Source organism: Streptomyces sp. NPDC037271, assembly GCF_055603605.1.
This window is the reverse complement of the sequence record NZ_JBVJVN010000001.1, coordinates 716,059-742,931: the sequence shown is the minus strand read 5'-3', so window position 1 is coordinate 742,931 and position 26,873 is coordinate 716,059. Positions and strand designations below refer to the sequence as shown.

Genomic DNA, 26,873 nt, shown 5'->3' with positions numbered 1-26,873 from the left:
GGTGGGGCGAGCTTGGTGGGCGGGGGGGGGGGGGGGGTGGGGGTTGGGGGGGGGGTGGGGGGGGGTGGGGGGGGGGTGGGGGGGGGGGGGGGGGGGGGAAGAGGGGGAGGGGGGGGGGGGGGGGGGGGGCACCCCCCCCCCCCCCCCCTCCCGTCGTCCGAGCTCTTCCCGTTGTCCGAGCTCTTCCCGTTTCACACACGGAGCACAGTTCACCCACAGAGGGAGGGTTGCATTCCGCAGGTCAGGGGTAAGACGGCTGTGACCGTTTCGGGCAGGCCGGCCATGTGGGAGGGACCCCCGACATGCTCTTGGAAGCGCTCAGCGCCGCGATCCTCGGCCTGGCCCTGGCATGGGCCGCCGCCCGCCGTCTGCCACACCGTCTGCCGGACCGTGTCCTGGTCCTGCCGACGGGGATCGCGGGGGCACTGTTCGGGGCGTTCGTCACACACACCGCGCTGGGCGCCGGCGGTCTGCTGCTGGTCCTCCTGGGCTCGGCGGCCCTCTCCGCGGCCTCGCTGTCGCTGCTGCTGCGGCCCGCGGGAAGACTCCGTGGCCGATCGGCGACCGCCTGAGCGGCCGCCGCGTCCGGTGGGGTCCACGCCGGAAGTGAGCGACCGACGGGACCCGCACCGGGGTGCCCGGCAGCGATCAGGCCGCCAGACCCAGCGCCGCCATCCGCTTGGTGTGCGCCTCGGTGATCCGGGAGAACATCCTGCCTACCTCGGCCAGGTCGAAGCCGTCCGCGACACCGCCCACCAGCATCGTCGACAGGGCGTCCCGGTCGGCGACCACCCGCTGGGACTGCGAGAGGGCCTCCCCCATCAGCCGCCGCGCCCACAGCGCGAGCCGCCCGCCCACCCGCGGGTCCGCGTCGATCGCCGCACGCACCTTCTCCACGGCGAAACCGGCGTGCCCGGTGTCGTCGAGCACGGCCAGCACCAGCTCGCGGGTGTCGGAGTCGAGGCGGGCCGCGACCTCTCGGTAGAAGTCGCTGGCGATGGAGTCACCGACGTATGCCTTGACGAGCCCCTCCAGCCAGTCGGAGGGGTCCGTCTGCTTGTGGAAGCCGTCGTAGGCGGCCACGAACGGCTCCATCGCCGCCGTCGGCTCCTCGCCGATCTCGGCGAGCCGGTCGCGGAGCCGCTCGAAGTGGTGGAACTCCGCCGACGCCATCTTCGCCAGCTCCGCCTTGTCCGCGAGCGTGGGCGCCAGCTTGGCGTCCTCCGCGAGCCGCTCGAACGCCGCCAGCTCGCCGTACGCGAGCGCACCGAGCAGGTCCACGACCGCGGCGCGGTACTGGGGGTCGGCGGCTGCCGTCGCCCAGTCCAGGGCGGCGACCCCGGTGGCTCCAGTGGTTTCGGTGGCTGCGGAGGTTTCAGTGGTTCCGGAGATTTCGGTGGCTCCGGTGGTTTCGGCGGGGGCGTCTGCGGCGTTGCCAGGCTTGTCCGAGCTCGTCATGCAGCGCACAATAGCCCGCCTGTCGTCTGCCGGAAGGACCCCCGTCGGCCCAGGTCGGCCCCCGATCCACCCTGGCCGATCAGTGTGACGACAACTACGCGACCAAATCGGCCATCGCGTGTGCGCGAATCCGGGGTATGGTGGTAATGCGCCTGCCGAGTATGTGACGTACGGGTACGTGACATCTTCGTCGGGCCGCACGCATGAGGATGCCCGGTCGGTGGCCCGATCGGCTCCGACCCGACAGCCCTCCCTGCCGTACGCCACACTGCGTACGGAATCCGGAGGGGGACCCTCAGTGGTACGAGCGCTGGAGCGTCGACAGAGGTCCCGTGTCCTACGGCTCCCCCGTAAGGCAGCCGACGTCCCCGACACGGTCCGGCACGACCCGCGCGCTCGCCTCGCACCACGTACACAGAAGAGGCAGCACCCTGACTACGACGTTCCGATCCCTCGGGATCCTCCCCGAGACCGCCGAAGCCCTTGAAGCCGTCGGCATCATCACTCCCTTCCCCATCCAGGAGATGACGCTCCCCGTAGCCCTTTCGGGCAAGGACGTCATCGGCCAGGCCAAGACCGGCACCGGCAAGACGCTGGGCTTCGGCCTCCCGCTCCTCGAGCGCGTGACCGTCCCCGCCGACGTCGAGGCGGGCCGCGCCGCCCCCGAGGCCCTGACCGACGCCCCGCAGGCCCTCGTCGTCGTCCCGACGCGCGAGCTGTGCCAGCAGGTCACCAACGACCTCCTGACCGCCGGCAAGGTCCGCAACGTGCGCGTCCTCGCCATCTACGGCGGCCGGGCCTACGAGCCCCAGGTCGAGGCCCTCAAGAAGGGCGTCGACGTGATCGTCGGTACCCCGGGCCGCCTGCTGGACCTCGCGGGCCAGAAGAAGCTGAGCCTGAAGCACATCAAGAGCCTGGTCCTGGACGAGGCCGACGAGATGCTCGACCTGGGCTTCCTGCCCGACGTCGAGAAGATCATCAACATGCTCCCGGCCCGGCGCCAGACCATGCTGTTCTCGGCCACCATGCCGGGCGCGGTCATCGGGCTGGCCCGCCGCTACATGTCGCAGCCCACGCACATCAGCGCCACCTCGCCGGACGACGCGGGCGCGACGGTCGCGAACACGAAGCAGTTCATCTACCGCGCGCACAACATGGACAAGCCCGAGATGGTGGCGCGCATACTGCAGGCCGACGGCCGGGGACTGGCCATGGTCTTCTGCCGCACCAAGCGCACGGCGGCCGACCTGGCCGACCAGCTCAAGCAGCGCGGCTTCGCCTCCGGCGCGGTCCACGGCGACCTCGGCCAGGGCGCCCGCGAGCAGGCCCTGCGCGCCTTCCGCAACGGCAAGGTGGACGTGCTCGTCTGCACCGACGTCGCCGCCCGCGGCATCGACGTCGAAGGCGTGACGCACGTCATCAACTACCAGTCGCCGGAAGAGGAGAAGACGTACCTGCACCGCATCGGCCGGACCGGCCGCGCGGGCGCGAAGGGTACGGCGATCACGCTGGTCGACTGGGACGACATCCCGCGCTGGCAGCTGATCAACAAGGCGCTGGACCTGGGCTTCAGCGACCCGCCGGAGACGTACTCCACCTCCCCGCACTTCTACACCGACCTCGGCATTCCCGAGGGCACCAAGGGTGTCCTGCCCCGCTCGGAGCGCACGCGCGCCGGGCTCGAGGCGGAGGAGCTGGAGGACCTGGGCGAACCGGGTGGCCGCGCGCGCGGCGACCGTGACGGCCGCGGTGGCCGCGGTGGCCGTGGTGGCCGGGACGAGTCCCGTTCCGCCGAGCGCGAGCGTTCGTCCCGTACGACGCCGCGTCGCCGCCGTCGGATGCGCGGTGGGGCACCGGTGGACGCGGACGCCTCCGCCACCGTCGCACCCGAGGCCGTGGCCGGCCGTGCGGACAGCGTGGCCGACGCGGACACGGACGCCGTCAAGGCTCCCCGCACGCTGCGCCGCCGGCGCCGCACGCGCAGTGGAGAGCCGTCGCGCCAGCCGGTGACGGCCACGGCGACCGACGCCCCCTCGGCGCGGACGGCGGACACCACGCTCGCGGCCTCCGAGATCGCGGACGCCACGGAGATCGCCGAGGCGCCTGCGCAGTCGCGTCGCCGCCGCACCCGCAAGTCGGCCGAGGCGCCGACCGCGCCGCTGGAGGCCACACCGGTGGTCGAGCCGGCGGTCATCGAGCCGGCGGTCGTCGAGGCCCAGCCGGTCGAGGCTCCCGTGGAGAAGCCGCGCCGCCGCACCCGCAAGGCGGCGGTCACGACCACGGCCGCCGAGACGGCGGTCGACACGGCCGAGGGAGTGACCGAGCCCGCGTCCGACCCCACGGAGACGAAGCCCCGCCGCACCCGCAAGAAGGCCGCGACGGCGTCGACCGCGACGGACACCGCGGACCTCACGGAGACCGCGGAGGCCAAGCCGCGCCGCACCCGCAAGGCCGCAGCCGTCGAGCCCGCGCAGGCCGTCGAGCCCGCGCAGGCCCCGGAGGCCGCCGAGGCCAAGCCGCGCCGCACCCGCAAGACGGCCGCCACCAAGACCGCCGCCACCAAGGCCGAGACCGCCGTCGACACGGCCGAGGCCGCGGAGGCCAAGCCGCGCCGCCGCACCCGCAAGGCCGCCGAGCCCGTCGAAGCCACCGAGGCCACGGCCGGTATCCCGGCCCAGACGGCACAGGAGCCGGAAGCGGCCGAGGCGAAGCCGCGCCGTACCCGCAAGACTGCCGCGGCCAAGACCGCCGCAGCCGAGGCGGAAGCCGCCGTCGACACGGCCGAGGCCACGGAGGCCAAGCCGCGCCGCCGCACCCGCAAGGCCGCCGAGTCCGTCGAAGCCACCGAGGCCACGGCCGGTATCCCGGCCCAGGCCTCGCAGGAGCCGGAGGCCGCACCGCGGCGCCGGACCCGTAAGGCAGCCGCTGCCGTCGAGGCACCCGCCGAGGCCGCCGACACGGCCGAGGTGAAGCCGAAGGCGCGCCGCACCCGCAAGGCAGCCGCGGCTGCCACGCAGCCTGCGGAGGCCGGCGAAAGCTGATCAACGCCGCTCACCCGACCGTCGGCCCGGTCCCGCCACCCGCGCGGGCCCGGGCCGTCGGCGTTCCCGCATCCGTCCCCCGCCCATCCCCCGACCATCCCCCGACCAGCCGGCGCCTCCGGCCCGCCCGGACACCCGACCACCGGGAGGCCCGGTGGTCGGGTGCTGGAGCAGGGAAACACGGGGGCGGCGGGGACGGGGCGGGCGACGCCCGGCAGCGGGCCGCCCTCTCCGTCACCCGTATCGCCCGATAACCTCTGCCCGTGAGCAGTAACGCCACCTTCACCCTGCCCTCCGGCGCCCGCGCATACCGGCTGCGTACCGCGCGTGGTGAGTTCGCCGTCGTCGACTCGCCCGTGGCCGGCGGGGTCGAGGCGAAGGGGACGGTGCTGATGCTGCCCGGGTTCACGGGGAGCAAGGAGGACTTCACACAGCTCCACGAACCGCTCGGGGCGCGCGGGTACCGTACGGTCGCCGTGGACGGGCGGGGGCAGTACGAGTCCGACGGACCCGAGCACGACGAAGCCGGCTACGCGCAGACCGAGCTGGCCCGGGACGTGCTCGCGCAGGTCGCCGCCCTCGGGACCCGGGTGCATCTCGTCGGGCACTCCCTCGGCGGTCAGATCGCGCGTGCCGCCGTCCTGCTCGACCACGCCCCCTTCGCCTCCCTCACGCTGATGTCCTCGGGCCCGGCGAGGATCTCCGTCTCCCAGCAGCAGCGGGTGAAGCTCCTTCGGGACGCGCTCGACACCATGACGATGGCCGAGGTCTGGGAGGTGATCCAGACGATGGGGCCACCCGAGGAGGTCGGCGGCCCCGCCGTCGGTCCCGGAGACCCGCAACGGCTGCGCAGCCGCTGGCTGGGCACCAGGCCCGCTCAACTACTCGCCACGGGGCGGCAGTTGTGTACCGAGCCGGACCGCGTCGCCGAGCTCGCCGCCGTGCCGCTGCCGTTCCACGTGCTGTCGGGCGCGTACGACGACACCTGGCCCGTACCCCTCCTGGACGAGATGGCCGTACGGCTGGACGCGCGCAGGACCGTGATCGCCGGCGCCGAACACTCCCCCAACACCGACCGGCCCCTGCCGACCGCCCGCGCCCTCGCCGACTTCTGGGACGGCGCCCCCACCCGGCCACGGACGGATCTCTAGCACCGCCGGTACCGCACGTGGCACTGGGCTGTGCCCGGCACTGCGAGCAGTACGCACTGTGCGCCCGGACTGCGAGCACGTACTGCGCGCCCGGCACTGCGAGCACGTACTGCGCGCCCGGCACTGTGCCTAGTACTGCGCCCGCAAGTGCTCCCAGAAGCCGTCCCGCAGCGCCCGGCGGAGGTCGGGCTGGCCGCGCAGCGAGTACTGCAGCAGCCCCTCGGCCTCCACCAGCAGGTCCTGGTCCACCGAGCCGGGGAGATAGGGATGGCCGGGGAGCAGCTCCACCAGCGATTCACGGCCTCGTGCCGCCAGCCACTTCGCCGCGATCTGCGCGCCCACGAAGCGGACGTCCTCGCGGGCCGGCCGGGCCACGCCCGCCGTGTCGAAGGCCTGGGCCGTGCGCCGGGAGACGTACGGCTTGAAGAAATCCAGGTCGAAGGTGCGCTGGCTGTCGACCTCCCAGAGCAGCGGGTCGGCCTGGTTGCGGCCCTCTGGCGCCTCGATGCCCCACAGGTGGACGCGGGCGCCGTAGCCCTGGGCGGCCTCGACCGCCGACACCAGGTCCTCGTCGCCGCCGAGCAGGGCCGCGTCGCTGATGGCGCGGTGCCGCGCGAGGGACTCCAGGTCGGAGCGGATGAGTGAGTCGACGCCCTTCTGCTGGTTGTTGGCGTTGAGGTTGCCCAGGCGGACCTTGACGTCCGGCAGCTCGGCGATGGACTGCTGCTCGGCGGTGTGGATGCGGCGCCGGGCGCCGTCGTACCAGTAGACGCGCAGCAGGCGGCTGTCCGCGAAGATGGTGCGCGCCTTGTCGATGAGCGCCTCGATCAGTCCCTCGGCGTCGAGGTCGAAGGCCCGGCGGTCCTCGGTCCCGGCCACCAGGCGTCCCGCCGCCGCGTAGAGGTAACCGGCGTCGACGAAGATCGCGTGGGTCGAGGGCGTCTTGGCCACCTCGGCGAGCATGCGCTGCAGCAGTTCGTTGGTGCGATCGATGCGGGCGTCCAGGGACGTGAGGTCGTCGTTCATCGCCTCCATTGTCCCGGCGGTCACGCTGCGAACACAACCGGTCCCGATCAGTCTTCTCACGGTCACCCGCCACCCCGGGATCATGCCGCTCACCAGTCAGTATTTAGCAGTTCGAAAAATTTCCTTAGCGTAGGGAATGTTTGCAGCGCGCACTCCGTTGACTCATTACGGAAGCCCGGGCACCGACGACCCAGGAGCCACATCAGTAGTTCTCCTCAGGAGGATGACCAGATCAAGGGAGAGGCCATGCGCTTCGAAATCATGCGACTCGATGACGTCGACGGAACCCCCGTGGACACGACCGTCGTGGACGCCGCCTCCGTGAACCGCATCGTTCAGCAGGCCGCCGCCGTCGGGCAGCGCCTGTGGATCCGCCCCGCCGACGCCTCGGCCTTGTAGCGCGGAGACTCCGCAGACCCTCTGCGCACATGACCAGGGCCCCGCACGGCGTTCCGTGCGGGGCCCTGGTCACGCCCGGAGCTCATGTGCCCCTCAGGTGCCCTGGATCACCTGGGTGACGCCGTTGATGATCTGCTGCACCGCGATCGCGGAGAGCATCATGCCGGCGAGGCGGGTCACCAGGACCACACCGCCGTCCTTGATGACCCGGATGATCAGAAGCGAATACCGCATCACCAGCCACAGCACCACGTGGATCGCGAGGATCGCCGCCCATACCGACACCTGGGCGGTCGCGCTGTCGGCCTTCTGCACGGCGAGGATGACCGACACGATCGCCCCGGGCCCGGCGAGCAGCGGCATGCCCAGCGGCACGAGGGCGACGTTGACGTCCTTGGTCTGCTTCGGCTCGTCGGTCTTGCCGGTGAGCAGGTCGAGCGCGATCAGGAGGAGGAGCAGTCCGCCCGCGATCATCAGCGCGGGCACGGACACGTGCAGGTAGCCCAGGATCTGGTGCCCCAGCAGACCGAACACCGTGATGACGCCACCGGCCACGCAGACGGCCTGGAAGGCCATCCGCTTCTGCACCTTGGCGGGCCGGCCGGAGGTCAGCGCGAGGAAGATCGGGGTGATCCCAGGGGGATCCATGATGACAAAAAGGGTCAGGAACAGAGAGCCGAAGACGGCGACGTCGAACATGGGTGAGCTACTGGCCTTGCGGGAGAGGGGAGGAAAGGTGTGGCCGGGGCGGGACTCAGACCCCGCCGGCCCCCGGCACGGGGAACGCCCCGAACGCCCGCCGCGTGATCTCCCCGTACACCTCGGGGTCCGTCGTGTACTCGCCGAGTACGCAGGTCTTCCGGGAGCCGTGGTAGTCGCTGGAGCCGGTCACCAGGAGTCCCAGTTCCTCCGCCATGCCCCGCAGCCGTGCGCGCGTGTCCGTGTCGTGGTCCATGTGGTCGACCTCGATGCCGTCGAGCCCGGCGGCGGCCAGGTCCGCGATCGCGGTCTGCGGTACCGTACGGCCCCGTTTGGCGGCGGCCGGGTGCGCGAACACGGCGACGCCGCCCGCGCCCTTGATCAGCCGGAGCGCCTCGAAGGGGTCGGTCTCGTGCTTCTCCACGAAGGCCCGGCCGCCGTCGGCCAGCCAGTCCTGGGTGAAGGCGTCGCCCACGGTCGGCACGACGCCGAGTTCGACGAGGGCGGTGGCCACGTGCGGCCGTCCCACCGAGCCGTCGCCGGCGATGCGCGCGACCTGCTCCCAGGTGACGGGCACGCCCAGCGCGTTGAGCTTCGCGACCATGCCCTTGGCCCGCGGCACCCGGTCGTCCCGGACCAGCTCGCGCTCGGCGAGCAGGGCGGGCTCCTCGGGGTCGAAGAGGTAGGCCAGCATGTGCATGCTGACACCGTCGAGGCGGCAGGAGAGTTCGGCGCCGGTGACGAGGGTGAGTCCCTCGGGGAGCGCGGCGACAGCCTCGGCGTGTCCGCGCGTGGTGTCGTGGTCGGTGAGCGCGACGACGTCCAGCCCGGCCGTGGCGGCCTTGCGTACGAGCTGGGCCGGGGTGTCCGTACCGTCGGACGCGGTGGAGTGGGTGTGCAGATCGATGCGCACGACGCTGACTCCAAGCGGTGACGGGACGGAAGGGGACGCTCAAGGATAACCGGAACTCCACGCACCACTGTCACACCCGCAGCGGCCCTGCACCCCCTACGCGCACCCGCCCCCGCGACGACCCCGGGGGGCCGCCGAGGGCAAGGGGCAGGGCCCCACGCGGCACCTACGGCTGGATCAGCCGCGGCGACAGCGCCCCGCACGGCACCAGGTCCACCTCGGCGCCCGCGTCCCGCAGGTCGGTCAGCACCAGTTCCTCGTACATCAGCAGGCCCGCTCGCTCCGGCCACACGACGGCCCACAGCCACATTCCGAGGGCCTCCCCGGCGAAGACTGCGCGGTCGACGGGCGCGCCGGAGACGTGCCACAGGGGCGTCGGACGGCCGGCCGCCAGGACTTTCGCCTGGGGCGGCTTCTCGACGTCCATGAACGGCCCGGGGTCCGGGGCGTCGATGCCCGCGTACCGCGCCCCGAGGCCGACGCCGAGTTCCTCGGCGATCAGGATCAGCTCACCGATGCCACCGAGGGGTCCGGGGCCGGAGCAGGCCACGGCGGTCGCCCGGCCGCCACTGCGATCGTCGCCCGCGCACGCCACACCGGTGAACAGCCACCCGACGGGCAGCGGCCACGGCATCCAGACCGGCACCTGCGTGCGGTGCACCACGACGCCGAGCGCCTCGACGCTGGGCGGGAGCACGGGCTGCACCGGATACACGGTGCCGTGCAGGTCGCACTGCCAGAAATCGGAGAAGAGGCCGGGAGCCCTGACCCGGCCACCACATTTCGGGCAACTGGGTTCGCCCCTCATAGGGCCCCACGGTCCTACCCTCACCCGCCCACGTCAAGGACGATCACCCATCCGGACGGAACGGCCACCCAGCCGGAACCAGGTGTACTTTGCACCATTCAGGAACCGGAACCGAGCCGCGGCACGCGGCCGAGGACGGAGTCACGGAGTCACGGAGTCACGGAGTCACGGAGTCACGGCCTTCACTGAGCCACGGACTCCGCCGACCGACGGACGCGGGCCGGAGACCGGTGAGTTCCGTCACTCCAGCGGGACGGACCCGCGGGACGGATCGCGCAGGTCCGTCCCGTGCGTCAGCCAGCGTTCCTGCAGGGCCTGCGCACCGTGCACCCGCTTCCAGGCCGCCTCGTTCGGCGTCATCGGCAGTAGCGGCAGGAACCGTACGGGGTCCAGCGGGGCGTCCAGCTCCAGGTCCTCGACCAGGCCGCCCGGCTCGGCCACCAGCACCGAGGTGAACGGCGCCCCGGGCCACAGCGCCGCGCCCACGTCCAGGGAGGCTCCGGGCGCCACGACCACGCCCTCGACCTGCGGGGACGCGGCCAGCACGGCGAGCGGACGGAGCACCTTGTCGGTGTCGGCGAGACCGGCCCGGACGGAGAGGACCAGCTCGGCACGGGGGCCCTTGAGCGGATCGGCGAGTACGGCCGTGGGGTCAGCCATGGGCTGCGCCGCCATGCCGAGGGTGGCATAGCGGACGATGTCGCCCTCCTGGCCGCCGCCGGGGAAGCGGAGCACCTCGATACGGTCGGTACCGAGAAAGGTGACCGCCGCGCGTGCGTCCGGCTCGCCCAGCGCGCTGTGCAACCGGGCCTCGACCAGAGGAAGAACATCAGCCATGCGGCGAGCATAGAACCCGTAGTGAAGCGGCGAAGCGGCACCTTGACACGTGGGTGACTGGTACTCTGGCCCAGCGGTTCGGGGCAGCACGCAGCGCGTCGCGATCAAGACCCCGACCCCATGAAGACTCCCCTACGGGGAACCCCTCCAAACAGAGGGAATCGATCGTCCCTCACGAGGGACCGGCCGGAGGAGGTGGGGCTGGCATGGACCGAAGTCGACCGTGCAGTACCACCCGCTCTTCCGGCCGCTGATGCAGCTGCTCCGGCTTCCCGCCCCTGCCGCCTCCCATCACCCGCGCGCCTTCACGCGGAAGAGCACTTCGTCTCGTTTTGCCTGATCCGGTCCGTCGATTCATCGATTCGTCGATTCATCGATCCGTATCAGCAGCTGAAACCAGCAGCTGAAACCAGCAGCGAAGCCGGCCACCGCGACGGTGCGGTGCTCCCCGCTTTGTGGACGTGCGGAACACACGTACTCAGGACGTCCTCATTCCGGGTGGTTCCACCCGCCACCGGCGCCGTTCGCTGCCCGTCGCGAAGGAGCCTGCCATGTCGATGATCCGTGACCTGCGCGCCGCGGTCCGCCCGTCCCGCGTCTCTCTGCGCAAGGACAGCGGCGCCTACGACACCACCCGCGACCCGGCGACCGCCACCGCCGTCGTCGACTGCGCCGTCTACCGCGACGGCACGCGCGTCGAGACGGACGCGCTGCTGAGCCCGCAGACGGCGATGCGCCAGGTGCGCCGCGACGGAGGGTTCGTGTGGATCGGCCTGCACGAGCCCACCGAAGACGAATTCGCCGGTATCGCCCGGGAGTTCGGACTGCACCCGCTGGCCGTGGAGGACGCCGTCCAGGCCCACCAGCGGCCCAAGCTGGAGCGCTACGACGACTCCCTGTTCACGGTCTTCAAGACCATCCACTACGTCGACCACGACGAACTCACCGCCAACAGCGAGGTGGTGGAGACCGGCGAGGTCATGTGCTTCACCGGGCGGGACTTCTTCATCACCGTCCGGCACGGCGGGCAGGGCTCGCTGCGCGCGCTGCGGCACCGGCTCCAGGAGGACCCCGAGCTGCTGCTCAAGGGCCCCTCCGCGGTGCTGCACGCCATCGCCGACCACGTCGTCGACGGCTACATCGCGGTCGCCGACGCGGTGCAGGACGACATCGACGAGGTCGAGACGGAGGTGTTCTCGCCGGGCCGCAAGGGCACGCCGCGCGGCACCGACGCCGGCCGGATCTACCAACTCAAGCGCGAGGTCCTGGAGTTCAAGCGGGCGGTCTCCCCGCTGCTGCGCCCCATGCAGCTGCTCAGCGAGCGGCCGATGCGGCTGATCGACCCGGAGATCCAGAAGTACTTCCGGGACGTCGCCGACCACGTCGCGCGGGTGCAGGAGCAGGTCGTCGGCTTCGACGAGCTGCTGAACTCCATCCTTCAGGCCAACCTCGCCCAGGCGTCCGTCGCGCAGAACGAGGACATGCGCAAGATCACCTCGTGGGCGGCGATCATCGCCGTACCGACGATGGTGTGCGGGGTGTACGGCATGAACTTCGACTACATGCCGGAGACGCACTGGAAGTTCGGTTACCCGCTGGTCCTGTCGATCACGGTCGGCATCTGTCTGGGCATCCACCGCACGCTCAAGCGCAACGGCTGGCTCTGACCGGCCGACTCCGCCCGGCCCTGACGGGACCGTACGGACTGGACAGCCGTACCGCCGCACCGGGCTGGATAGGCTGACCGCATGACAAGCGAGCTGCTCGACCAGGCCCTCGTCGAGGAGGCCACGAAGAAGTCCGGTCTCATCTGGGCCGGCGGGCCCGGGGCGGCCGCGCGTCCGCTCTGGCACGTCTGGCACGAGGGCGCGGCGTGCGTCGTCGGCGACGGCCCCGGCGAGCAGCCGCTGCCGGGGCTGGCCGACGGGGCCGCGGCCGAGGTGACGGTGCGCAGCAAGGACAAGGGGGGCCGGCTGGTCTCCTGGACGGCCCGGGTCGTGGAGCTGCCGTCCGGCTCCGAGGCGTGGCAGGCAGCGGTCGCCGACCTCAAGGGCAAGCGGCTGAACGCCCCGGACGGCGAGGCGATGACCGGCCGCTGGGCCCGTGAGTGCCGGGTGCTGCGCCTGGAACCGACGGGGGCGACGGCGCCGCTGCCCGACGGTTCGCTGGCCGAGGCGCCGCTGCCGAGCCCGGCGACGACGCGCGGACCGCTCCCGGCGGGGCTGCCGCGCCTGCTGCTGAAACGCCGGAAGAGGCGTTAGCGCGTCCTAGGACGTCGGCAGCTGCTTGCCGTAGTCCAGCGTGTCGTCCTTCGCCGGCTCCGTGAGCGCGAAGTCCTTGTTCCAGTCCGAGAAGCTGATCGTGCCCGCTCTGCCCGCCCGGACCAGGCGCAGCGGGTAGGGCGTGCCCTCCAGGGAGACGTCGAGCGAGCCGCCGGAGCCCTCGTCGCCGGTGATCCGGACGGTGCGCACTCCCGCCTGCTCGTGGCGCCCGTCCGTCTCCACCGTGCCGTGCAGCGTCAGCAGGCCGTCCAGGAGGACGTCCTTGTCCGCGAAGCCGCTGAACTTCTTGTACACGGGGTCGCTCTGCGGCACCTTGACGTACTTGCCGGCCAGCTTCTCGGCGGCCGTGGTGTCGCCGCCGTCGTGGCTCCAGAACCCGGCGTCGGCCTTGAGGAAGAGCTGCTCGCCGACGCGCAGCAGTCCGAACGTCGTCCCGTCGGCGGCGACCGACCCGGTCCCTCCGTCGGGCTTCAGCCGCATGTCGAGGGTGTACGTGTCCCCGCCGGCGGCGACGGTCCCGTGCAGGCGTACCGCCCGGGCGGACTCGGCGGCCGTGCGCGTCTTGGCGTGGATCTTGTCGGCCGGGAGTTTGCCGACGCCGTTGGTGCCGGCGTCCGGGTCCTCACTACTGCATCCCGTCAGCCCCGCTCCGGTCACCGCCAGGGCGCACACCGCGCCCATCATCGCGGCCCTGCGGATTCGGCGCCGGGGAGTCACAGACACAGGTGGGGCTGCCTTTCTGACAAGGACTGGCAAGGACTGACAAGGGGCCTGGCAAGGGGCCGGCAAGGAGCTGAGAGGGGTCCAAGCGGCGTACGGCAGCGTACCGGGGCCGTGAACGGCGAGCGGAGCCAGTCCGTCCGGACCGGCCGCCAGAGCGGAGCCGTTCGGGACGGGCTAGCCTGAAGCCCGTCCGAGCGGGCAATTCGGGAAAGAGACACCGTACGGAACAGCTTTCACGCAGTCTGACGCACGCTTACGAAAAGGAGCCGCGGCCATGGCAGCGGGCGCCCCCCGGATCTTCGTCTCCCATCTCTCCGGCATCGCCGTGTTCGACCCGACCGGCGACCAGGTGGGACGTGTACGCGATCTGGTCGTCATGCTGCGCGTCGCCGGCAAACCCCCACGGGTGCTCGGCCTCGTCGTCGAACTCACCACCCGGCGCCGCATCTTCCTGCCCATGACCCGGGTCACCGGCATCGAGACCGGCCAGGTCATCACCACCGGGGTGCTCAACGTCCGGCGCTTCGAGCAGCGGCCCACCGAGCGCCTCGTCTTCGGCGAGCTGCTCGACCGGCGGGTCACCCTCACCGACACCGGTGAGGAGGTCACCGTCCTGGACCTGTCGGTGCAACAGCTGCCGGCCCGCCGGGACTGGGAGATCGACAAGGTCTTCGTCCGCAAGGGGAAGAAGGGCGGCGCCTTCCGGCGCAACAAGGGCGAGACACTGACCGTCGAGTGGTCCGCCGTCACCGGCTTCTCCGTGGAGGAGCAGGGCCAGGGCGCCGAGAACCTCCTCGCCACCTTCGAGCAGCTGCGCCCCGCCGACCTCGCCAACGTCCTGCACCACCTGTCCGCCAAGCGCCGCGCCGAGGTCGCCGCCGCCCTCGACGACGACCGCCTGGCCGACGTACTGGAGGAGCTGCCGGAGGACGACCAGATCGAGATCCTCGGCAAGCTCAAGGAGGAGCGCGCCGCGGACGTGCTGGAGGCGATGGACCCCGACGACGCGGCCGACCTGCTCGGTGAGCTGCCCGAGGAGGACAAGGAGCGGCTGCTGAGCCTGATGCAGCCCGACGACGCCGCCGACATGCGGCGCCTGATGGCGTACGAGGAGCACACGGCCGGCGGTCTGATGACGACCGAGCCGATCGTGCTGCGGCCCGACGCGACCGTCGCGGACGCCCTGGCGCGCATCCGCAACCCCGACCTGTCCCCGGCGCACGCCGCCCAGGTCTACGTCTGCCGGCCGCCCGAGGAGACCCCGACCGGCAAGTACCTGGGCACGGTGCACTTCCAGCGCCTGCTGCGCGACCCCCCGTACACCCTGGTCGGCTCGATCATCGACGACGACCTGCAACCCCTGGATCCGGACGCGGCGCTGCCCGTGGTCGCCGGGTTCTTCGCCACGTACGACATGGTCGCGGCGCCCGTCGTGGACGATTCCGGATCACTGCTGGGCGCGATCACCGTGGACGACGTACTGGACCACCTGCTGCCCGACGACTGGCGGGAGACCGAGTACCACCTCGACGAGGAGACCGGAGCGACGGCGAAGGAGGTGCGGGCCGATGGTGCCTGAGCGCGAGACGTCCCCCCGTGAGCGGGCGGTGTCGGGCGCCACGGCGGCTTCCCGCACCCGGGCCCGGCTGGACCAGCCCCGCCCGCCGCGGCGCCGGCTGCTGCCCGAGTGGGACCCGGAGTCCTTCGGCCGGCTGTCGGAGCGCGTCGCGCGGTTCCTGGGCACCGGGCGGTTCATCGTCTGGATGACGGTCGTCATCATCCTGTGGGTGGTGTGGAACGTGTCCGCGCCCAGCAGCCTGCGCTTCGACGAGTACCCGTTCATCTTCCTGACGCTGATGCTCTCGCTCCAGGCCTCCTACGCCGCCCCGCTGATCCTGCTCGCGCAGAACCGGCAGGACGACCGGGACCGGGTCAACCTGGAGCAGGACCGCAAGCAGAACGAGCGGTCGATCGCCGACACCGAGTACCTGACCCGGGAGATCGCCGCCCTGCGCATCGGGCTCGGCGAGGTCGCGACCCGGGACTGGATCCGCTCCGAACTGCAGGACGTGATCAAGGACCTGGAGGAGCGGCACGACGGCCACCACCCCGACCGCGGGGTATTCCCGGCGAACCGGTCCGCGGGGCGTGACGTACACGACCGCTGACGGGGCTTTCCGTGCCCGGTGGGCGGCGCCGTACCATCGTCCTATGGCTACGGAAGACGCGGTGCGTGAAGCACTGGCGACGGTGAACGACCCCGAGATCAACCGGCCCATCACCGAGCTGGGGATGGTCAAGTCGGTGGAGATCGGCGCGGACGGAGCGGTCGCGGTCGCCGTGTACCTGACGGTCTCCGGCTGCCCCATGCGGGACACCATCACGCAGCGGGTGACGGACGCGGTGTCGCGGGTCGAGGGCGTCACGCGTGTCGACGTCGAGCTGGACGTGATGAGCGACGAGCAGCGCAAGGAGCTGGCGAGCGCCCTGCGCGGCGGCCAGGCCGAGCGCGAGGTGCCCTTCGCCAAGCCCGGCAGCCTGACCCGGGTCTACGCGGTCGCCTCCGGCAAGGGCGGCGTCGGCAAGTCCTCGGTGACGGTGAACCTGGCGGCGTCGATGGCGGCGGACGGCCTGAAGGTCGGTGTCGTCGACGCCGACATCTACGGCCACTCGGTGCCGCGCATGCTGGGCGCCGACGGCCGTCCCACCCAGGTCGAGAACATGATCATGCCGCCTTCGGCCAACGGCGTGAAGGTCATCTCCATCGGCATGTTCACCCCGGGCAACGCGCCGGTCGTCTGGCGCGGCCCGATGCTGCACCGCGCGCTCCAGCAGTTCCTGGCCGACGTGTACTGGGGCGACCTGGACGTCCTGCTCCTCGACCTGCCGCCCGGCACCGGCGACATCGCGATCTCCGTCGCCCAGCTCGTCCCGAACGCCGAGATCCTGGTCGTGACGACCCCTCAGCAGGCCGCCGCCGAGGTGGCCGAACGGGCGGGCGCCATCGCCGTCCAGACCCACCAGAAGATCGTCGGCGTGGTCGAGAACATGTCCGGCCTGCCCTGCCCGCACTGCGGCGAGATGGTCGACGTCTTCGGCACCGGGGGCGGCCAGTCGGTCGCCGACGGCCTGACCCGCACCACGGGCGCGTCGGTCCCGGTCCTCGGCTCCATCCCGATCGACGTCCGGCTGCGCGAGGGCGGCGACGAGGGCAAGCCCGTCGTCCTGTCCGACCCGGACTCCCCGGCGGGCGCGGCCCTGCGGTCGATCGCCGGGAAGCTGGGCGGGCGTCAGCGTGGACTTTCGGGGCTGTCGCTGGGGATCACCCCGAAGAACAAGTTCTGACCCTCCGTACGTACGGGATCGGGGCGCTGTCCGCCGGGACGGCGCCCCTCGTCGTACAGCCGTCGTACGCCCGCCCGCCGACTAGCCGTCGTACGCGGTGATGTCCTTGACCACGGAGAAGGCCAGCCCGTAGGGGCTCATGCCCCGTCCGTACGCCCCCAGGTGCGCGCCCTGCTCGGTGGAACCGGCGAGCACCCAGCCGAACTCGGACTCCCGGTAGTGGAAGGACGTCGGCACGCCGTCCACGGGGAGGGACAGCTTCGCCCAGTCCTCACCGTCGAGATCGTCCGCGAGGACCCACGCGGTCTCCGTCTGCTGCTCCAGCCAGTCGTCGCGCAGCGAGTGGTCCATCTGGCCGGGCCAGGTGAAGGACAGCAGTCCCACGCCGGCCAGCCAGGCGGCCGAGGACACCGAGGTGGCCTCCAGCAGACCGGTGCCGTCGGCGCTGCGCCGGTCGGGGTTGGCCGCGACGGTCACCACGACCGCGAACTTCTCCTTGGCGTCCCGCTCGTCGCCCGCCACGTGCTCGTTGCGCACCGACGGTCCGTCGCCGTGCCCGAGCGAACCGTGCTCCACGGCCCCGTCGGCCGCCGTACCGACCTGCATCAGCCAGCGCCGCCCCGTGAAGGCCTCGTCAAGGCCGTACCAAGGGAAGGGCGCGCGCAGGTAGCCGTCGACCGTACGCCGGGCGGAGGGGACCTGTTGTCCGTCCTCCGCGGCCGGCGCCTGCGCGACTGCGCCACTCGTCGTCTCCATGTGCCCGGACGCCTCCTAGCTCTCGTCGGGCCGGAACGGCCCGCCCCCCTTCGGGCGTACTCGTCCGGTCCGCACAACAACTCGGGCAGCATAGCCACACCACAGGCGGCAGCCGGGAAAGCGCCCGGCGCGTGGGTCGCGCGGACGCCGCCTTCGGGCCTTGCACGCCCCGTCCGGAGCGTGAGACGCGTCACATGCGGCGGCGGAGCCGGCTGCTTCGGCGTACCGCGGCCCGCGGGCCTCACTCAGGTGGTACTCGCGTGATGCCCGACCGGCCCGCGGAGGACGCTCAGGTGGCGTCCGCGTCGAACGGCGGGCGGTCGTCGAGGGCGGGCGTCTCGGGCTTCTTGGTCATGTCGATCCGACCGCCGGCGGAGGCGGAGGCGGAACCGGACGACGGAGTGCCGGACGGCTCCGGCTCGCGGCCGTGGACCGCGTCGGTGACCTCGGCCATCTCCTTCTTCAGGTCGAAGCCGTTGCGGATCTCCTTGAGCCCCAGCTCGTCGTTGTCCAACTGCTTGCGGATGAACGTCTTGGGGTTCAGGTCCTCGAACTCGAAGTCCTTGAACTCGGGGCCCAGCTCCTGCCGGATGTCCTGCTTGGCGCTGTCCGAGAACTCCCGGATCTTCCGGATGGTGCGCGACACGTCCTGGATGACCTTGGGAAGCTTGTCCGGACCGAAGACGAGCACGGCGAGGACGACGAGCGTCACCAGCTCTAGTGCGCCTATGTCATTGAACACCTGAAGCTCCTTGGGATGTCCGGGCCGCCACCACGGTACCCGCCGATCCCGTCCGACCGGTACCGTCCCGTGAGCCCCGAGTGCGTGTATGCGGGCGCTTTCCGAATTGTTTGCCTTCCTGGCCCCTTGTCGGGACCTGCGCGGCCCTTCACCCGTCGGACGAGCCGAGTACCAGTGAGACGTTCGTCTCCTTGCCGTCGCGCTCCAGGGTCAGCTCCAGGCGGTCGCCGGGGCGGTGGGCGCGGGTCTTGACGATGAGTTCCTCGCCGGAGTGCACGCGCTGACCGTCGACGGCGGTGATCACGTCCCCGGGTCTGATGCCGGCCTCGGCTCCGGGGCCGCCCGTGGTGACCGCGGGTCCGCCGTCGCTGCCCCGGGTGCCGACGCGGGCGCCGTCGCCGGTGTAGTTCATGTCGAGGGTGATGCCGATGACCGGGTGGGTGGCCCTGCCCGTGTTGATCAGCTCCTCGGCGACGCGCTTGCCCTGGTTGATGGGGATGGCGAAGCCGAGCCCTATGGAGCCGGCCTGACCTCCGCCGTCCGGCTCGGTGCCGCCGCCGGCGGACCGGATGGCGGAGTTGATGCCGATGACCCGGCCCTGGGCGTCCAGGAGGGGGCCGCCGGAGTTGCCGGGGTTGATGGGCGCGTCGGTCTGCAGGGCGTCGACGTACGAGACGTCGCTGCCGTCGCCCTCCTCGCCGCCGGCGGTGATGGGCCGTTCCTTGGCGCTGATGATGCCGGACGTGACGGTGCCCGCCAGGTCGAAGGGGGCGCCGATGGCGACGACGGGGTCGCCGACCCGCACGTTGTCGGAGTTGCCGAGGGGCATGGGGGTGAGGCCGCTGACGCCCTTCACCTTCACCACGGCGAGGTCGTAGCCGCCGTCGCGGCCGACGACCGTGGCCTCGGCGGTGTCGCCGCTGTTGAAGGTCACGGTTATCCCGCCGCCGGATCCGGCGGGCTCCACGACGTGGTTGTTGGTCAGGATGTGGCCGCGGTCGTCGAGTACGAAGCCGGTGCCGGTGCCCGCGGCGCCGCTGCCGCTGACGTGCAGGGTCACCACGCTCGGCAGCGCCCGGTCGGCGATCCCTGCGACGCTGTCCGGCGCCCGCTCGACCGTCTCCTTCTCGGCCTGCGGGAGTTCCACCGTGCCCACGCCGCCGTTGCGTTCCAGGTGGGTGCCCAGGGCGCCGCCGACGCCGCCGGACACCAGGGCGATCAGCAGCGCCCCGCCGGCGATCACCGTCCTGGTCCGCCTGCGCCGCTGCTCCCGCGTCGGCGCGGCCGCACCGCTGTGCTGGAGAGGCGCGGCGGCCACCGGGGCGGCCCAGGGGTCGTAGCGGCCCCAGGGGCCGATGCCCGGGCCGTCGCCGCCTGGGCTGGGCGGCATCGACGCCTCCGGCCCGGGAGGCACCGGCGGCGCGGGGGCCACGGGAGGCGGGGCATCCGCCAACGCCGGGTCGGGGACCGCACCCGCGGGCGCGAACGACGACGGCACCGCCGGGACACCGGACGCGGGAGGCGCCACCGCCCCCACCTCCGCCCCCGCCGCGACCGTGCCGTGCGCCGGTGTCACCGACGGATGCTGCACCGGGGGCGCGGGGGCCCAGGGCCCCGGCTCGCCGTACGGAGGGGTGCTGTACGGGTCCGGGTCGTGCAGCGGCTTGCCACGCTCGGCGACGGGTGCCGCGGTCGGCGAGGCGTCGGCGTCATCGGCGTCCACGCCCGCGCGGGGTCCGGCGTCGGCACCGGCGCCCGTGTGCGGGCCCGCGTCGGCGGTCGCGCCCGCGTACGGGCTCCCGCCGGTGTGCGGGCCGGTGTCCGCGGTTCCGTCACCGGCCGTGGGCCCGGTCGCCGTTCGGGACGTCGGGCGGTCCAGCTCGTAGTCGCCGTCTCCGTCGTCGGCCACGCGGGGTGCCGCCGGGCGTTCGAGTTCGAAGTCGCCGCCGTCGGACACGTCGTCACCGGTGTCCGTGGCGGGGACCGTGCGAGGGCGTTCCAGTTCGAAGTCGCCGTCGGCCGGGTCGTCGGACGAGCGGGGACGACTCCACCACTTCGCCTTCGTGGGCTTCCCCTCGTTCATGTTCTCCCCCGCAGCTGGCCGCAGATCGTCGGCTCCAAGGGCTCTGGTGCCACCCCGGATTCAATCAGGTCCGCGGGCCGGCCCGCAGACGCCGGTCAGGGAACCGGACGGTGGGAGGTGGCGGGGGAAGCCGCCGGACGGGAGGACGGGACCGGGTCGGGGACGGGCGCGGCGAGCAGGCCGGGCGGCCTGACCTCGGAGGCCGTCGGCCAGGAGGCCGCCGCGAGCGGCGGAACCGCTTCGAGCGGACGTATCAGCGGGGACATGGCGGCGGCACCGGCCGTCACCGGAGTGGTCAGCGCGCGCAGGGCCTGCTGCCGCGGATCGGCGCCCGTCGGGGCCGGCATTCCGGGCAGCAGCGGCGCGGACATCGCGGTGGGCGCGACGGGGGTGTCGCCGAGCGCCCGCTGTCCCTGGCCGAGCATCGGACCGCCCGCGCGACGGCGCTGGCTCTCGGAGGTCGTGACCGCTCCCGCGCCCTGCGTGCGCGTCGGCGTCACATTGCTGCCGCTGCCGGAGCCGCGCGCCTCCGTGGTGGTGTCCGGCATGCCGACGGTGACACCGCCCAGCGCGATCGCGGCCAGCGACACCGCACCGGCGGCGGCGCACGCGAACCGCAGGCCGCGCGAGGAGGACCGCTCCGGCTCGTGCCGGCTCACGTCGTGGATCCGGAATCCCCGCACCGGGGAGGAGGGTGAGAGTACGGCGGGGTGCGGCCGGGCGGGGACGTAGTCGAACTCGAACCGCCCGCCCCGTCTGGTTCCGAAGACTCCGTCGAGGCCGCCGGGGAACCGGTCGCCGTCCAGCGGCGAGCCGCCGTCCGTGTCACCTCCCCCGGGAAGGCCCTGGAGGCGGGCCAGGAAGCTCTCCGACGGCGTCGGCGGGGCCGCTGCCGCGAAGACGTTCTTCAGCCGTCGCTGCGCGTCGACCTCCGCCTTGCACTTCGGGCAGGTGGCCACGTGCGCCAGTACGCGCTCACGCGCGTCATGACCGAGCTCTCCGTCCACCAGGGCGGAGAGCCGGTCTCCCAGATGCTGCTCTGCGAGGTGCCCCTCGGATTCAGGCCGTGACCCACTCACGCGCTCGTGCCCCCTCCTCCCAGTGCGGGAATACGGGCCGCGAACGAGCGACGCTCGGCACGCGCCTTGGGAGAACGGTGCGCGAGTGCCTTGCGCAGCTGGGAACGGCCACGGTGGATCCGGGAGCGGACGGTGCCGAGCTTGACGCCGAGGGTCGCGGCGATCTCCTCGTACGACAGCCCCTCGATGTCGCACAGGACGACGGCGGCGCGGAACTCGGGCGCGAGGGTGTCGAGGGCCTGCTGGACGTCCGCGTCGAAGTGGGCGTCGTGGAAGACCTGCTGCGGGTTGGGCTCCTTGCTGGGCAGCCGCTCGGCCGCGTCGTCGCCGAGCGCGTCGAAGCGGATGCGCTGCTTGCGGCGGACCATGTCCAGGAAGAGGTTGGTGGTGATGCGGTGCAGCCAGCCCTCGAAGGTGCCCGGCGTGTAGGTCGACAGCGACCGGAAGACGCGGACGAAGACCTCCTGGGTGAGGTCCTCGGCGTCGTGCTGGTTCCCGGTGAGGCGGTAGGCGAGGCGGTAGACCCGGCCGCTGTGGGTGCTGACGATCTCCTCCCAGGTGGGCGGAGTCCACGCCTGCCCGTCCGCGTCGCTGGAGAAGGTCGCGGTCTGGGTGTGTCCCGTGGTGGGACGGCCTGCGTGGCTGTGGTCAGCAGCGGTGTCGTTCACGGATTTCGGCCTGCCTGCCGATCCGAGGAAGCGCCGCAGCACTCCTCCCCGATCCGCGGGTGCGGCCGCACCTCCCCTGTCGGCTCTGGTGGTGTCCAGTGGAGCCCCTACCATAGCCACCTCGCCCGTTAGCTCCGGATAAGCGGTTTTACGAGAATTTGATCTGGACCGGCACGGCTCGTACGGCTGCGTCAGCACTTGCTCGGCGCACTGGTACATCCACCGTTCCCCCGTCTCGGCCCGGCCGCTCAGTCGTCTCTCTGCTCTCCCCTTCAAACGACTGGTCCCATCTGCGGGTTCCCGGCGCCAACGGATACAGTCACGCCGAGGCAACGACGGGGACAGGAGAGGGTCATTACCGGCAACCGGCAGACGAGCTGGGCGTTCGCCGACGCCTTTGTCGCCGAGGACGACGCGCTGCTCTGGGCACGCGACCGGGCCCGTGACGCGGGCCTGCGCTCGGTGGCCCCGGGCACGGGCTCCGCGCTGGGGTTGCTCGCCGCCGCCGTGGACGCCAAGGCGGTCGCGGAGATCGGCACCGGCTGCGGCGTCTCCGGGATCCACCTCCTGCAGGGCATGCGGCCGGACGGGGTACTGACCACGGTCGACCCGGAGCCGGAACACCAGCAGTTCGCCCGCCAGGCCTTCCGCGCCGCGGGCTTCGCCAGCAACCGGGCCCGCTTCATCCCGGGGCGGGCGCTGGACGTGCTGCCCCGGCTCGCGGACGCCGGTTACGACCTCGTCTTCTGTGACGGGGACCGCCTGGAGTACCTGGACTATCTCGCTGAATCGTTGCGTCTGCTGCGCCCCGGAGGCCTCGTCGCCTTCGAAGGCGTCTTCGGCGCCGGCCGGACGATCGACTCCGGACCGCAGCCCACCGAGGTGCTGCGGCTGCGGGAAGTCCTGCGCGCGGTGCGGGAGAGCCAGGAGCTGGTGCCGTCACTGCTGCCGGTGGGCGACGGACTGCTGTGTGCCGTCAAGCGGTGACTCCCCGGTCCGGGGCCACCCGGAGAAGCCCGGGAAGCCCGGATCCGCACGCGGAGCCAGGAAGACACAGGAAGACAATCGCCCCGGCACCATGTTCGGTACCGGGGCGACTGAACGGGTATGGTCGCTCGCGCGTCAGCCGACGACCTTCTTGAGGGCGTCGCCGAGCGCGTCGGCCTCGTCGGGGGTCAGCTCGACGACGAGTCGACCGCCGCCTTCGAGCGGAACGCGCATGACGATGCCCCGCCCCTCCTTGGTCACCTCGAGCGGGCCATCGCCCGTCCGCGGCTTCATGGCCGCCATGCTCGTTCCCCTTCCTGATACCAGCTCACCGTCACCGCCGACGGCCCGTGAGGGCACGCGCAGTCCGGCATGGACGCGCGACACCGGCATCGAACACATTGCTTCCCAGCCATTATCCCGCATCCCAGGACCCGATGACCAACATCGGTCGGCATCGCTTGGGCAACGCACGCGAGCAAAACCACTCAATTCGGCGATGTGACTGCGATACTGCGCGCCCCTGCCCACTTCCGCCGAATGGATATGGACCGGAATCCTTTGACGCAGGTCACATCTCGGAAGTGATCCGATGCCGGTGATCTCCGTCATGCTGTCTTCCGGGCGCGCCAGGACGCACTGCCCGGGACGCACTGCCGCGGTGACCGGCTGACGCGGTGACCGACCGACACGGTGACCGGCTGACGTGCTCCAGGACACACACCACGACGCGGAGGGGATTTCCATGGCCGACACCGTGCTCTACGAGGTGAGCGACGGGCTCGCGACGATCACGCTCAACCGCCCCGAGGCGATGAACGCGCTGAACATCGAGACCAAGGTCGCGCTCCGCGAGGCCGCACGCTCCGCGGCCGAGGACGACGCCGTGCGGGCGGTACTGCTGACCGCGGCCGGGGAGCGGGCGTTCTGCGTCGGCCAGGACCTCAAGGAGCACATCGGGCTGCTGGCCGCCGACCGGGAGACGGGCTCGGGCCGGACCATGAGCACGGTGCGCGAGCACTACAACCCGATCGTGCGGGCGCTCGCCGAGGCCCGGAAGCCGGTGGTGGCCGCCGTGAACGGCGTGGCGGCCGGGGCGGGCCTCGGGTTCGCGCTCGCGGCGGACTACCGGATCGTCGCGGACACCGCGGCCTTCAACACGTCCTTCGCGGGGGTCGCGCTCACCGCCGACTCGGGCGTCTCCTGGACGCTGCCGCGCGTCGTCGGCCCCGGACGCGCCGCCGACCTGCTGCTCTTCCCGCGCAGCATCGGCGCCCGGGAGGCGTACGAGCTGGGCATCGCCAACCGGGTGGTACCCGCCGCCGACCTGCGCGCCGAGGCCGAGCAGACGGCGCGGGCGCTGGCCGAGGGACCGACGGTGGCGTACGCGGCGCTCAAGGAGGCGATGGCGTACGGGCTGACGCACTCGCTCTCCGAGACGCTGGAGAAGGAGGACGAGCTGCAGTCCCGGGCCGGCTCCTCGGAGGACCACGCGATCGCGGTGCGGGCGTTCGTCGACAAGGAGAAGCCGCGCTATCTCGGCAAGTGAGCCGGTGACCGTCGGCTGCTGCGGCGGCGGCCCCAGGACCGTCGGCTGCGGCGGCCGTCCCGGGACCGCCGTCCCGGGACCCGCTCCGGCCTGAACGGCCTCGTCCTCAGGCTCGCCCGGAGAGGGTGACCCCGGACGTGTTTCCGCGCGCCACGCATGTCTCCAGGTGGTCGTCGACCAGTCCGCACGCCTGCATCAGCGCGTACGCCGTCGTCGGGCCGACGAAGCGCAGGCCCCGCTTCTTCAGCGCCTTGGACAGCGCCGTGGACTCCGGTGTGACGGCCGGTACGTCGGCGAGGGTCCTCGGGACCGGGCGGCCGGCGGGGTCCGGGGCGTGGGACCAGATCAGCTCGTCCAGCTCGCCGGGGGCCCACTCGGCCAGCACGCGCGCGTTGGCGAGGGTCGCGTCGATCTTGGCGCGGTTGCGGATGATGCCCGCGTCGGCGAGCAGGCGCTCGCGGTCCTCGTCGGTGAAGGCAGCCACCTTGGCGATCTCGAACGCGGCGAAGGCGGTCCGGAAGCCCGGGCGGCGGCGCAGGATGGTGATCCAGGACAGGCCGGACTGGAAGGCCTCCAGGCTGAGGCGTTCGAACAGGGCGTCGTCGCCGTGGACCGGGCGCCCCCACTCCTCGTCGTGGTACGTCACGTAGTCCGCGGTGGACAGGGCCCAGGGGCAGCGCGGCGCGCCGTCCGGGCCCGCGACGGCCTCCCCGGCGCTCACCGCTCCTCCTCCTGGGCCGGCTTCTCCAGGGAGACGTGCCCAGGGGCGACGGCGGCCCGGGCGCCGGCCAGCGCGGACTCCAGGTCGGCGATGCGGGCGTCGCGCTCGGCCAGCTCGGCGCCGAGGCGGCCGAGGGCGTCGTCGACGTCCGCCATGCGGTAGCCGCGGGCGGCGAGCGGGAAGCGGAGGCGTTCCACGTCCGCGCGGCCCAGCGGGCGGTCCGGGGGCAGGGAGTCCGGCAGCCGCTCGGGGGCGGCGTCGGGCAACGGCCCGCTGTCGCCGCCGCTCACCACGGCGAGCGTCACCGCGGCGACCACGACGGCCAGCGCGATGACGAGGAACAGGAACATGACCATCGCTGGGGCCCCCATGGTCGGGTCGAGTGTGGCGATCACGCGGATTCGAGGACCTTCGGATTCGAGGACTCGGGGATTCGGCGGATCGCGTGGCTGGTTGGATCGGAGTCGGAGTCGGTTGTGTCGGGTCCGATCGTGCCATGCGAGTCTGACAGTCGGGGCCGCAGGCGGTCGAAGCCGCACCTGAGGACCGGATTCGGAGGCCGGGTCCGGGGGCCGGCCCCGAGGCCGAGAGCGGGACGTGAGAACGGTATGGACGAGGAGATGTCACAGGGGATGCTCAGGCTGGGCAGGCGTGAATTCGCGGCGCACGAGCCGGTGATCATGGCGATCGTGAACCGGACCCCGGACTCCTTCTACGACCGGGGGGCGACCTTCCGCGACGAGCCCGCCCTCGCGCGCGTGGAGCAGGCGGTGGCCGAGGGTGCCGCGATCATCGACATCGGCGGGGTGAAGGCCGGGCCGGGTGACGAGGTGTCGGCCGAGGAGGAGGCGCGGCGGACGGTGGGGTTCGTCGCGGAGGTCCGGCGGCGCTTCCCGGACGTCGTGATCAGCGTGGACACCTGGCGGCACGAGGTCGGCGAGGCCGTGTGCGAGGCGGGGGCGGACGTGCTGAACGACGCGTGGGGCGGCGTCGACCCCAAGCTCGCGGAGGTCGCCGCGCGGTACGGGGCCGGGCTGGTCTGCACGCACGCCGGCGGCGCGGAACCGCGGACCCGGCCGCACCGGGTGACGTACGACGACGTCGTGGCCGACATCCTGACGGTCACTCTGGGGCTGGCCGAGCGGGCGGTGGCACTGGGTGTGCCGCGGGAGTCGGTGCTGATCGATCCCGGCCACGACTTCGGGAAGAACACGCGGCACAGCCTGGAGGCGACGCGCCGGCTCGGGGAGATGGTGGAGACGGGGTGGCCGGTGCTGGTGTCCCTGTCCAACAAGGACTTCGTCGGGGAGACGCTGGACCGGCCCGTGAAGGAGCGGCTGCTCGGGACGCTGGCGACGACGGCGGTGTCGGCGTGGCTGGGGGCGCGGGTGTACCGGGTGCACGAGGTCGCGGAGACGCGGCAGGTGCTGGACATGGTGGCGACGATCGCCGGGCACCGGGAGCCGGCGGTGGCTCGGCGGGGGTTGGCGTAGGCGGGACGGGGATTGGCGTAGGCGGGACGGGGATTGGCGTAGGCGGGGCGGGGGTTGGCGTAGGCGGGCCACCGCCCGGCGCGGGCAGGGCGATCTCGGCCCCACCGACGCCG

27 protein-coding genes are annotated in these 26,873 nt (G+C 72.3%); 12 read left to right on the top strand and 15 right to left on the bottom strand.

Features of this window, described 5'->3' with window-relative positions:
• Window positions 1–302: 302 nt before the first annotated feature.
• Entirely contained in the window at window positions 303–572 is a 270-nt protein-coding gene (locus tag ACZ7G3_RS03440; protein WP_426526709.1) for a hypothetical protein, read from the top strand.
• 76 nt (window positions 573–648) lie between these two features.
• Here ACZ7G3_RS03440 and ACZ7G3_RS03435 read toward each other — a convergent pair whose 3' ends face one another.
• A complete protein-coding gene (locus tag ACZ7G3_RS03435; protein ID WP_426601345.1) occupies window positions 649–1,458 on the bottom strand; it encodes a ferritin-like domain-containing protein in 810 nt (269 codons plus the stop codon).
• Window positions 1,459–1,982: 524 nt separating this feature from the next.
• Between ACZ7G3_RS03435 and ACZ7G3_RS03430 the strand changes: the two genes are divergently transcribed.
• Window positions 1,983–4,499, top strand: a complete 2,517-nt coding sequence (locus tag ACZ7G3_RS03430) for a DEAD/DEAH box helicase (RefSeq protein WP_470923027.1) — start codon at window positions 1,983–1,985, stop codon at window positions 4,497–4,499.
• A gap of 263 nt (window positions 4,500–4,762) precedes the next feature.
• Entirely contained in the window at window positions 4,763–5,650 is an 888-nt protein-coding gene (locus ACZ7G3_RS03425; RefSeq protein WP_470923026.1) for an alpha/beta fold hydrolase, read from the top strand.
• 129 nt (window positions 5,651–5,779) lie between these two features.
• Here ACZ7G3_RS03425 and ACZ7G3_RS03420 read toward each other — a convergent pair whose 3' ends face one another.
• On the bottom strand, window positions 5,780–6,685 hold the full coding sequence (locus ACZ7G3_RS03420) for an NYN domain-containing protein (RefSeq protein ID WP_426601401.1): 906 nt from the start codon (window positions 6,683–6,685) through the stop codon (window positions 5,780–5,782).
• A 237-nt stretch (window positions 6,686–6,922) separates the two neighbouring features.
• Between ACZ7G3_RS03420 and ACZ7G3_RS03415 the strand changes: the two genes are divergently transcribed.
• Window positions 6,923–7,075, top strand: a complete 153-nt coding sequence (locus ACZ7G3_RS03415) for a hypothetical protein (RefSeq protein ID WP_470923025.1) — start codon at window positions 6,923–6,925, stop codon at window positions 7,073–7,075.
• A gap of 93 nt (window positions 7,076–7,168) precedes the next feature.
• Here ACZ7G3_RS03415 and ACZ7G3_RS03410 read toward each other — a convergent pair whose 3' ends face one another.
• The 4 genes from ACZ7G3_RS03410 to ACZ7G3_RS03395 all read right to left on the bottom strand — a co-directional run bounded on the left by ACZ7G3_RS03410 (window position 7,169) and on the right by ACZ7G3_RS03395 (window position 10,332).
• Window positions 7,169–7,774 (bottom strand): MarC family protein, encoded by a 606-nt coding sequence (locus ACZ7G3_RS03410; protein ID WP_426601349.1) that lies wholly within the window; start codon window positions 7,772–7,774, stop codon window positions 7,169–7,171.
• Between the two features lie 55 nt (window positions 7,775–7,829).
• Window positions 7,830–8,687: a PHP domain-containing protein gene (locus tag ACZ7G3_RS03405; protein WP_426601350.1), complete on the bottom strand. Its 858-nt coding sequence runs from the start codon at window positions 8,685–8,687 to the stop codon at window positions 7,830–7,832.
• 166 nt (window positions 8,688–8,853) lie between these two features.
• Complete coding sequence (locus ACZ7G3_RS03400) at window positions 8,854–9,495, bottom strand: DUF6758 family protein (RefSeq protein WP_470923024.1); 642 nt, start codon at window positions 9,493–9,495, stop codon at window positions 8,854–8,856.
• A gap of 240 nt (window positions 9,496–9,735) precedes the next feature.
• The gene (locus ACZ7G3_RS03395) at window positions 9,736–10,332 is read right to left on the bottom strand and encodes a suppressor of fused domain protein (protein ID WP_426601352.1); all 597 of its coding nucleotides are present in this window, start codon (window positions 10,330–10,332) and stop codon (window positions 9,736–9,738) included.
• 551 nt (window positions 10,333–10,883) lie between these two features.
• Between ACZ7G3_RS03395 and ACZ7G3_RS03390 the strand changes: the two genes are divergently transcribed.
• Window positions 10,884–11,999: a magnesium and cobalt transport protein CorA gene (locus ACZ7G3_RS03390; RefSeq protein WP_470923023.1), complete on the top strand. Its 1,116-nt coding sequence runs from the start codon at window positions 10,884–10,886 to the stop codon at window positions 11,997–11,999.
• 81 nt (window positions 12,000–12,080) lie between these two features.
• Window positions 12,081–12,593 carry a hypothetical protein gene (locus ACZ7G3_RS03385; RefSeq protein ID WP_470923022.1) on the top strand — a complete coding sequence of 171 codons (513 nt, stop codon included), beginning with the start codon at window positions 12,081–12,083 and terminating at the stop codon, window positions 12,591–12,593.
• Window positions 12,594–12,599: 6 nt separating this feature from the next.
• On the opposite strand, the gene ACZ7G3_RS03380 is transcribed toward ACZ7G3_RS03385, so the two are convergent.
• Window positions 12,600–13,337, bottom strand: a complete 738-nt coding sequence (locus tag ACZ7G3_RS03380; protein WP_470923021.1) for a hypothetical protein — start codon at window positions 13,335–13,337, stop codon at window positions 12,600–12,602.
• A 274-nt stretch (window positions 13,338–13,611) separates the two neighbouring features.
• Between ACZ7G3_RS03380 and ACZ7G3_RS03375 the strand changes: the two genes are divergently transcribed.
• The 3 genes from ACZ7G3_RS03375 to ACZ7G3_RS03365 are packed head-to-tail and all read left to right on the top strand — an operon-like array spanning window position 13,612 to window position 16,682.
• Complete coding sequence (locus ACZ7G3_RS03375; RefSeq protein WP_426601356.1) at window positions 13,612–14,916, top strand: magnesium transporter MgtE N-terminal domain-containing protein; 1,305 nt, start codon at window positions 13,612–13,614, stop codon at window positions 14,914–14,916.
• Window positions 14,906–15,505 (top strand): DUF1003 domain-containing protein, encoded by a 600-nt coding sequence (locus tag ACZ7G3_RS03370; protein ID WP_426601357.1) that lies wholly within the window; start codon window positions 14,906–14,908, stop codon window positions 15,503–15,505. Before ACZ7G3_RS03375 ends, ACZ7G3_RS03370 begins: the two co-directional genes overlap by 11 nt.
• 43 nt (window positions 15,506–15,548) lie before the next feature.
• Window positions 15,549–16,682: an Mrp/NBP35 family ATP-binding protein gene (locus ACZ7G3_RS03365; RefSeq protein ID WP_426601358.1), complete on the top strand. Its 1,134-nt coding sequence runs from the start codon at window positions 15,549–15,551 to the stop codon at window positions 16,680–16,682.
• Between the two features lie 81 nt (window positions 16,683–16,763).
• Here the strand turns inward: ACZ7G3_RS03365 and ACZ7G3_RS03360 are convergent, their stop codons facing one another.
• From ACZ7G3_RS03360 to sigE, 5 genes are all read right to left on the bottom strand, one after another.
• Window positions 16,764–17,438 carry a hypothetical protein gene (locus ACZ7G3_RS03360; RefSeq protein WP_426601359.1) on the bottom strand — a complete coding sequence of 225 codons (675 nt, stop codon included), beginning with the start codon at window positions 17,436–17,438 and terminating at the stop codon, window positions 16,764–16,766.
• A 289-nt stretch (window positions 17,439–17,727) separates the two neighbouring features.
• Window positions 17,728–18,180 (bottom strand): sec-independent translocase, encoded by a 453-nt coding sequence (locus ACZ7G3_RS03355; RefSeq protein ID WP_426601360.1) that lies wholly within the window; start codon window positions 18,178–18,180, stop codon window positions 17,728–17,730.
• A 148-nt stretch (window positions 18,181–18,328) separates the two neighbouring features.
• On the bottom strand, window positions 18,329–20,263 hold the full coding sequence (locus ACZ7G3_RS03350; protein ID WP_470923020.1) for a S1C family serine protease: 1,935 nt from the start codon (window positions 20,261–20,263) through the stop codon (window positions 18,329–18,331).
• Window positions 20,264–20,358: 95 nt separating this feature from the next.
• Window positions 20,359–21,342 carry an anti-sigma factor family protein gene (locus tag ACZ7G3_RS03345; RefSeq protein ID WP_470923019.1) on the bottom strand — a complete coding sequence of 328 codons (984 nt, stop codon included), beginning with the start codon at window positions 21,340–21,342 and terminating at the stop codon, window positions 20,359–20,361.
• The gene (gene sigE / locus ACZ7G3_RS03340; protein ID WP_426601363.1) at window positions 21,339–22,010 is read right to left on the bottom strand and encodes an RNA polymerase sigma factor SigE; all 672 of its coding nucleotides are present in this window, start codon (window positions 22,008–22,010) and stop codon (window positions 21,339–21,341) included. The genes ACZ7G3_RS03345 and sigE overlap by 4 nt, the downstream gene beginning before the upstream one ends.
• Window positions 22,011–22,298: 288 nt before the next feature.
• On the opposite strand from sigE, the gene ACZ7G3_RS03335 reads away from it, so the two are divergent.
• Complete coding sequence (locus ACZ7G3_RS03335; protein ID WP_426523793.1) at window positions 22,299–22,997, top strand: O-methyltransferase; 699 nt, start codon at window positions 22,299–22,301, stop codon at window positions 22,995–22,997.
• A gap of 135 nt (window positions 22,998–23,132) precedes the next feature.
• Here the strand turns inward: ACZ7G3_RS03335 and ACZ7G3_RS03330 are convergent, their stop codons facing one another.
• A complete protein-coding gene (locus ACZ7G3_RS03330) occupies window positions 23,133–23,300 on the bottom strand; it encodes a DUF3117 domain-containing protein (RefSeq protein ID WP_003966491.1) in 168 nt (55 codons plus the stop codon).
• Window positions 23,301–23,736: 436 nt separating this feature from the next.
• Between ACZ7G3_RS03330 and chcB the strand changes: the two genes are divergently transcribed.
• Window positions 23,737–24,546: a 2-cyclohexenylcarbonyl CoA isomerase gene (chcB, locus tag ACZ7G3_RS03325; RefSeq protein ID WP_470923193.1), complete on the top strand. Its 810-nt coding sequence runs from the start codon at window positions 23,737–23,739 to the stop codon at window positions 24,544–24,546.
• 106 nt (window positions 24,547–24,652) lie between these two features.
• Here chcB and ACZ7G3_RS03320 read toward each other — a convergent pair whose 3' ends face one another.
• On the bottom strand, window positions 24,653–25,267 hold the full coding sequence (locus ACZ7G3_RS03320; RefSeq protein ID WP_470923018.1) for a DNA-3-methyladenine glycosylase I: 615 nt from the start codon (window positions 25,265–25,267) through the stop codon (window positions 24,653–24,655).
• On the bottom strand, window positions 25,264–25,623 hold the full coding sequence (locus tag ACZ7G3_RS03315; protein ID WP_470923192.1) for a DivIVA domain-containing protein: 360 nt from the start codon (window positions 25,621–25,623) through the stop codon (window positions 25,264–25,266). Before ACZ7G3_RS03315 ends, ACZ7G3_RS03320 begins: the two co-directional genes overlap by 4 nt.
• A gap of 276 nt (window positions 25,624–25,899) precedes the next feature.
• Here ACZ7G3_RS03315 and folP point away from each other — a divergent pair, with 276 nt between their 5' ends.
• Complete coding sequence (gene folP / locus ACZ7G3_RS03310) at window positions 25,900–26,760, top strand: dihydropteroate synthase (protein ID WP_470923191.1); 861 nt, start codon at window positions 25,900–25,902, stop codon at window positions 26,758–26,760.
• The last annotated feature ends 113 nt before the right edge of the window (window positions 26,761–26,873 follow it).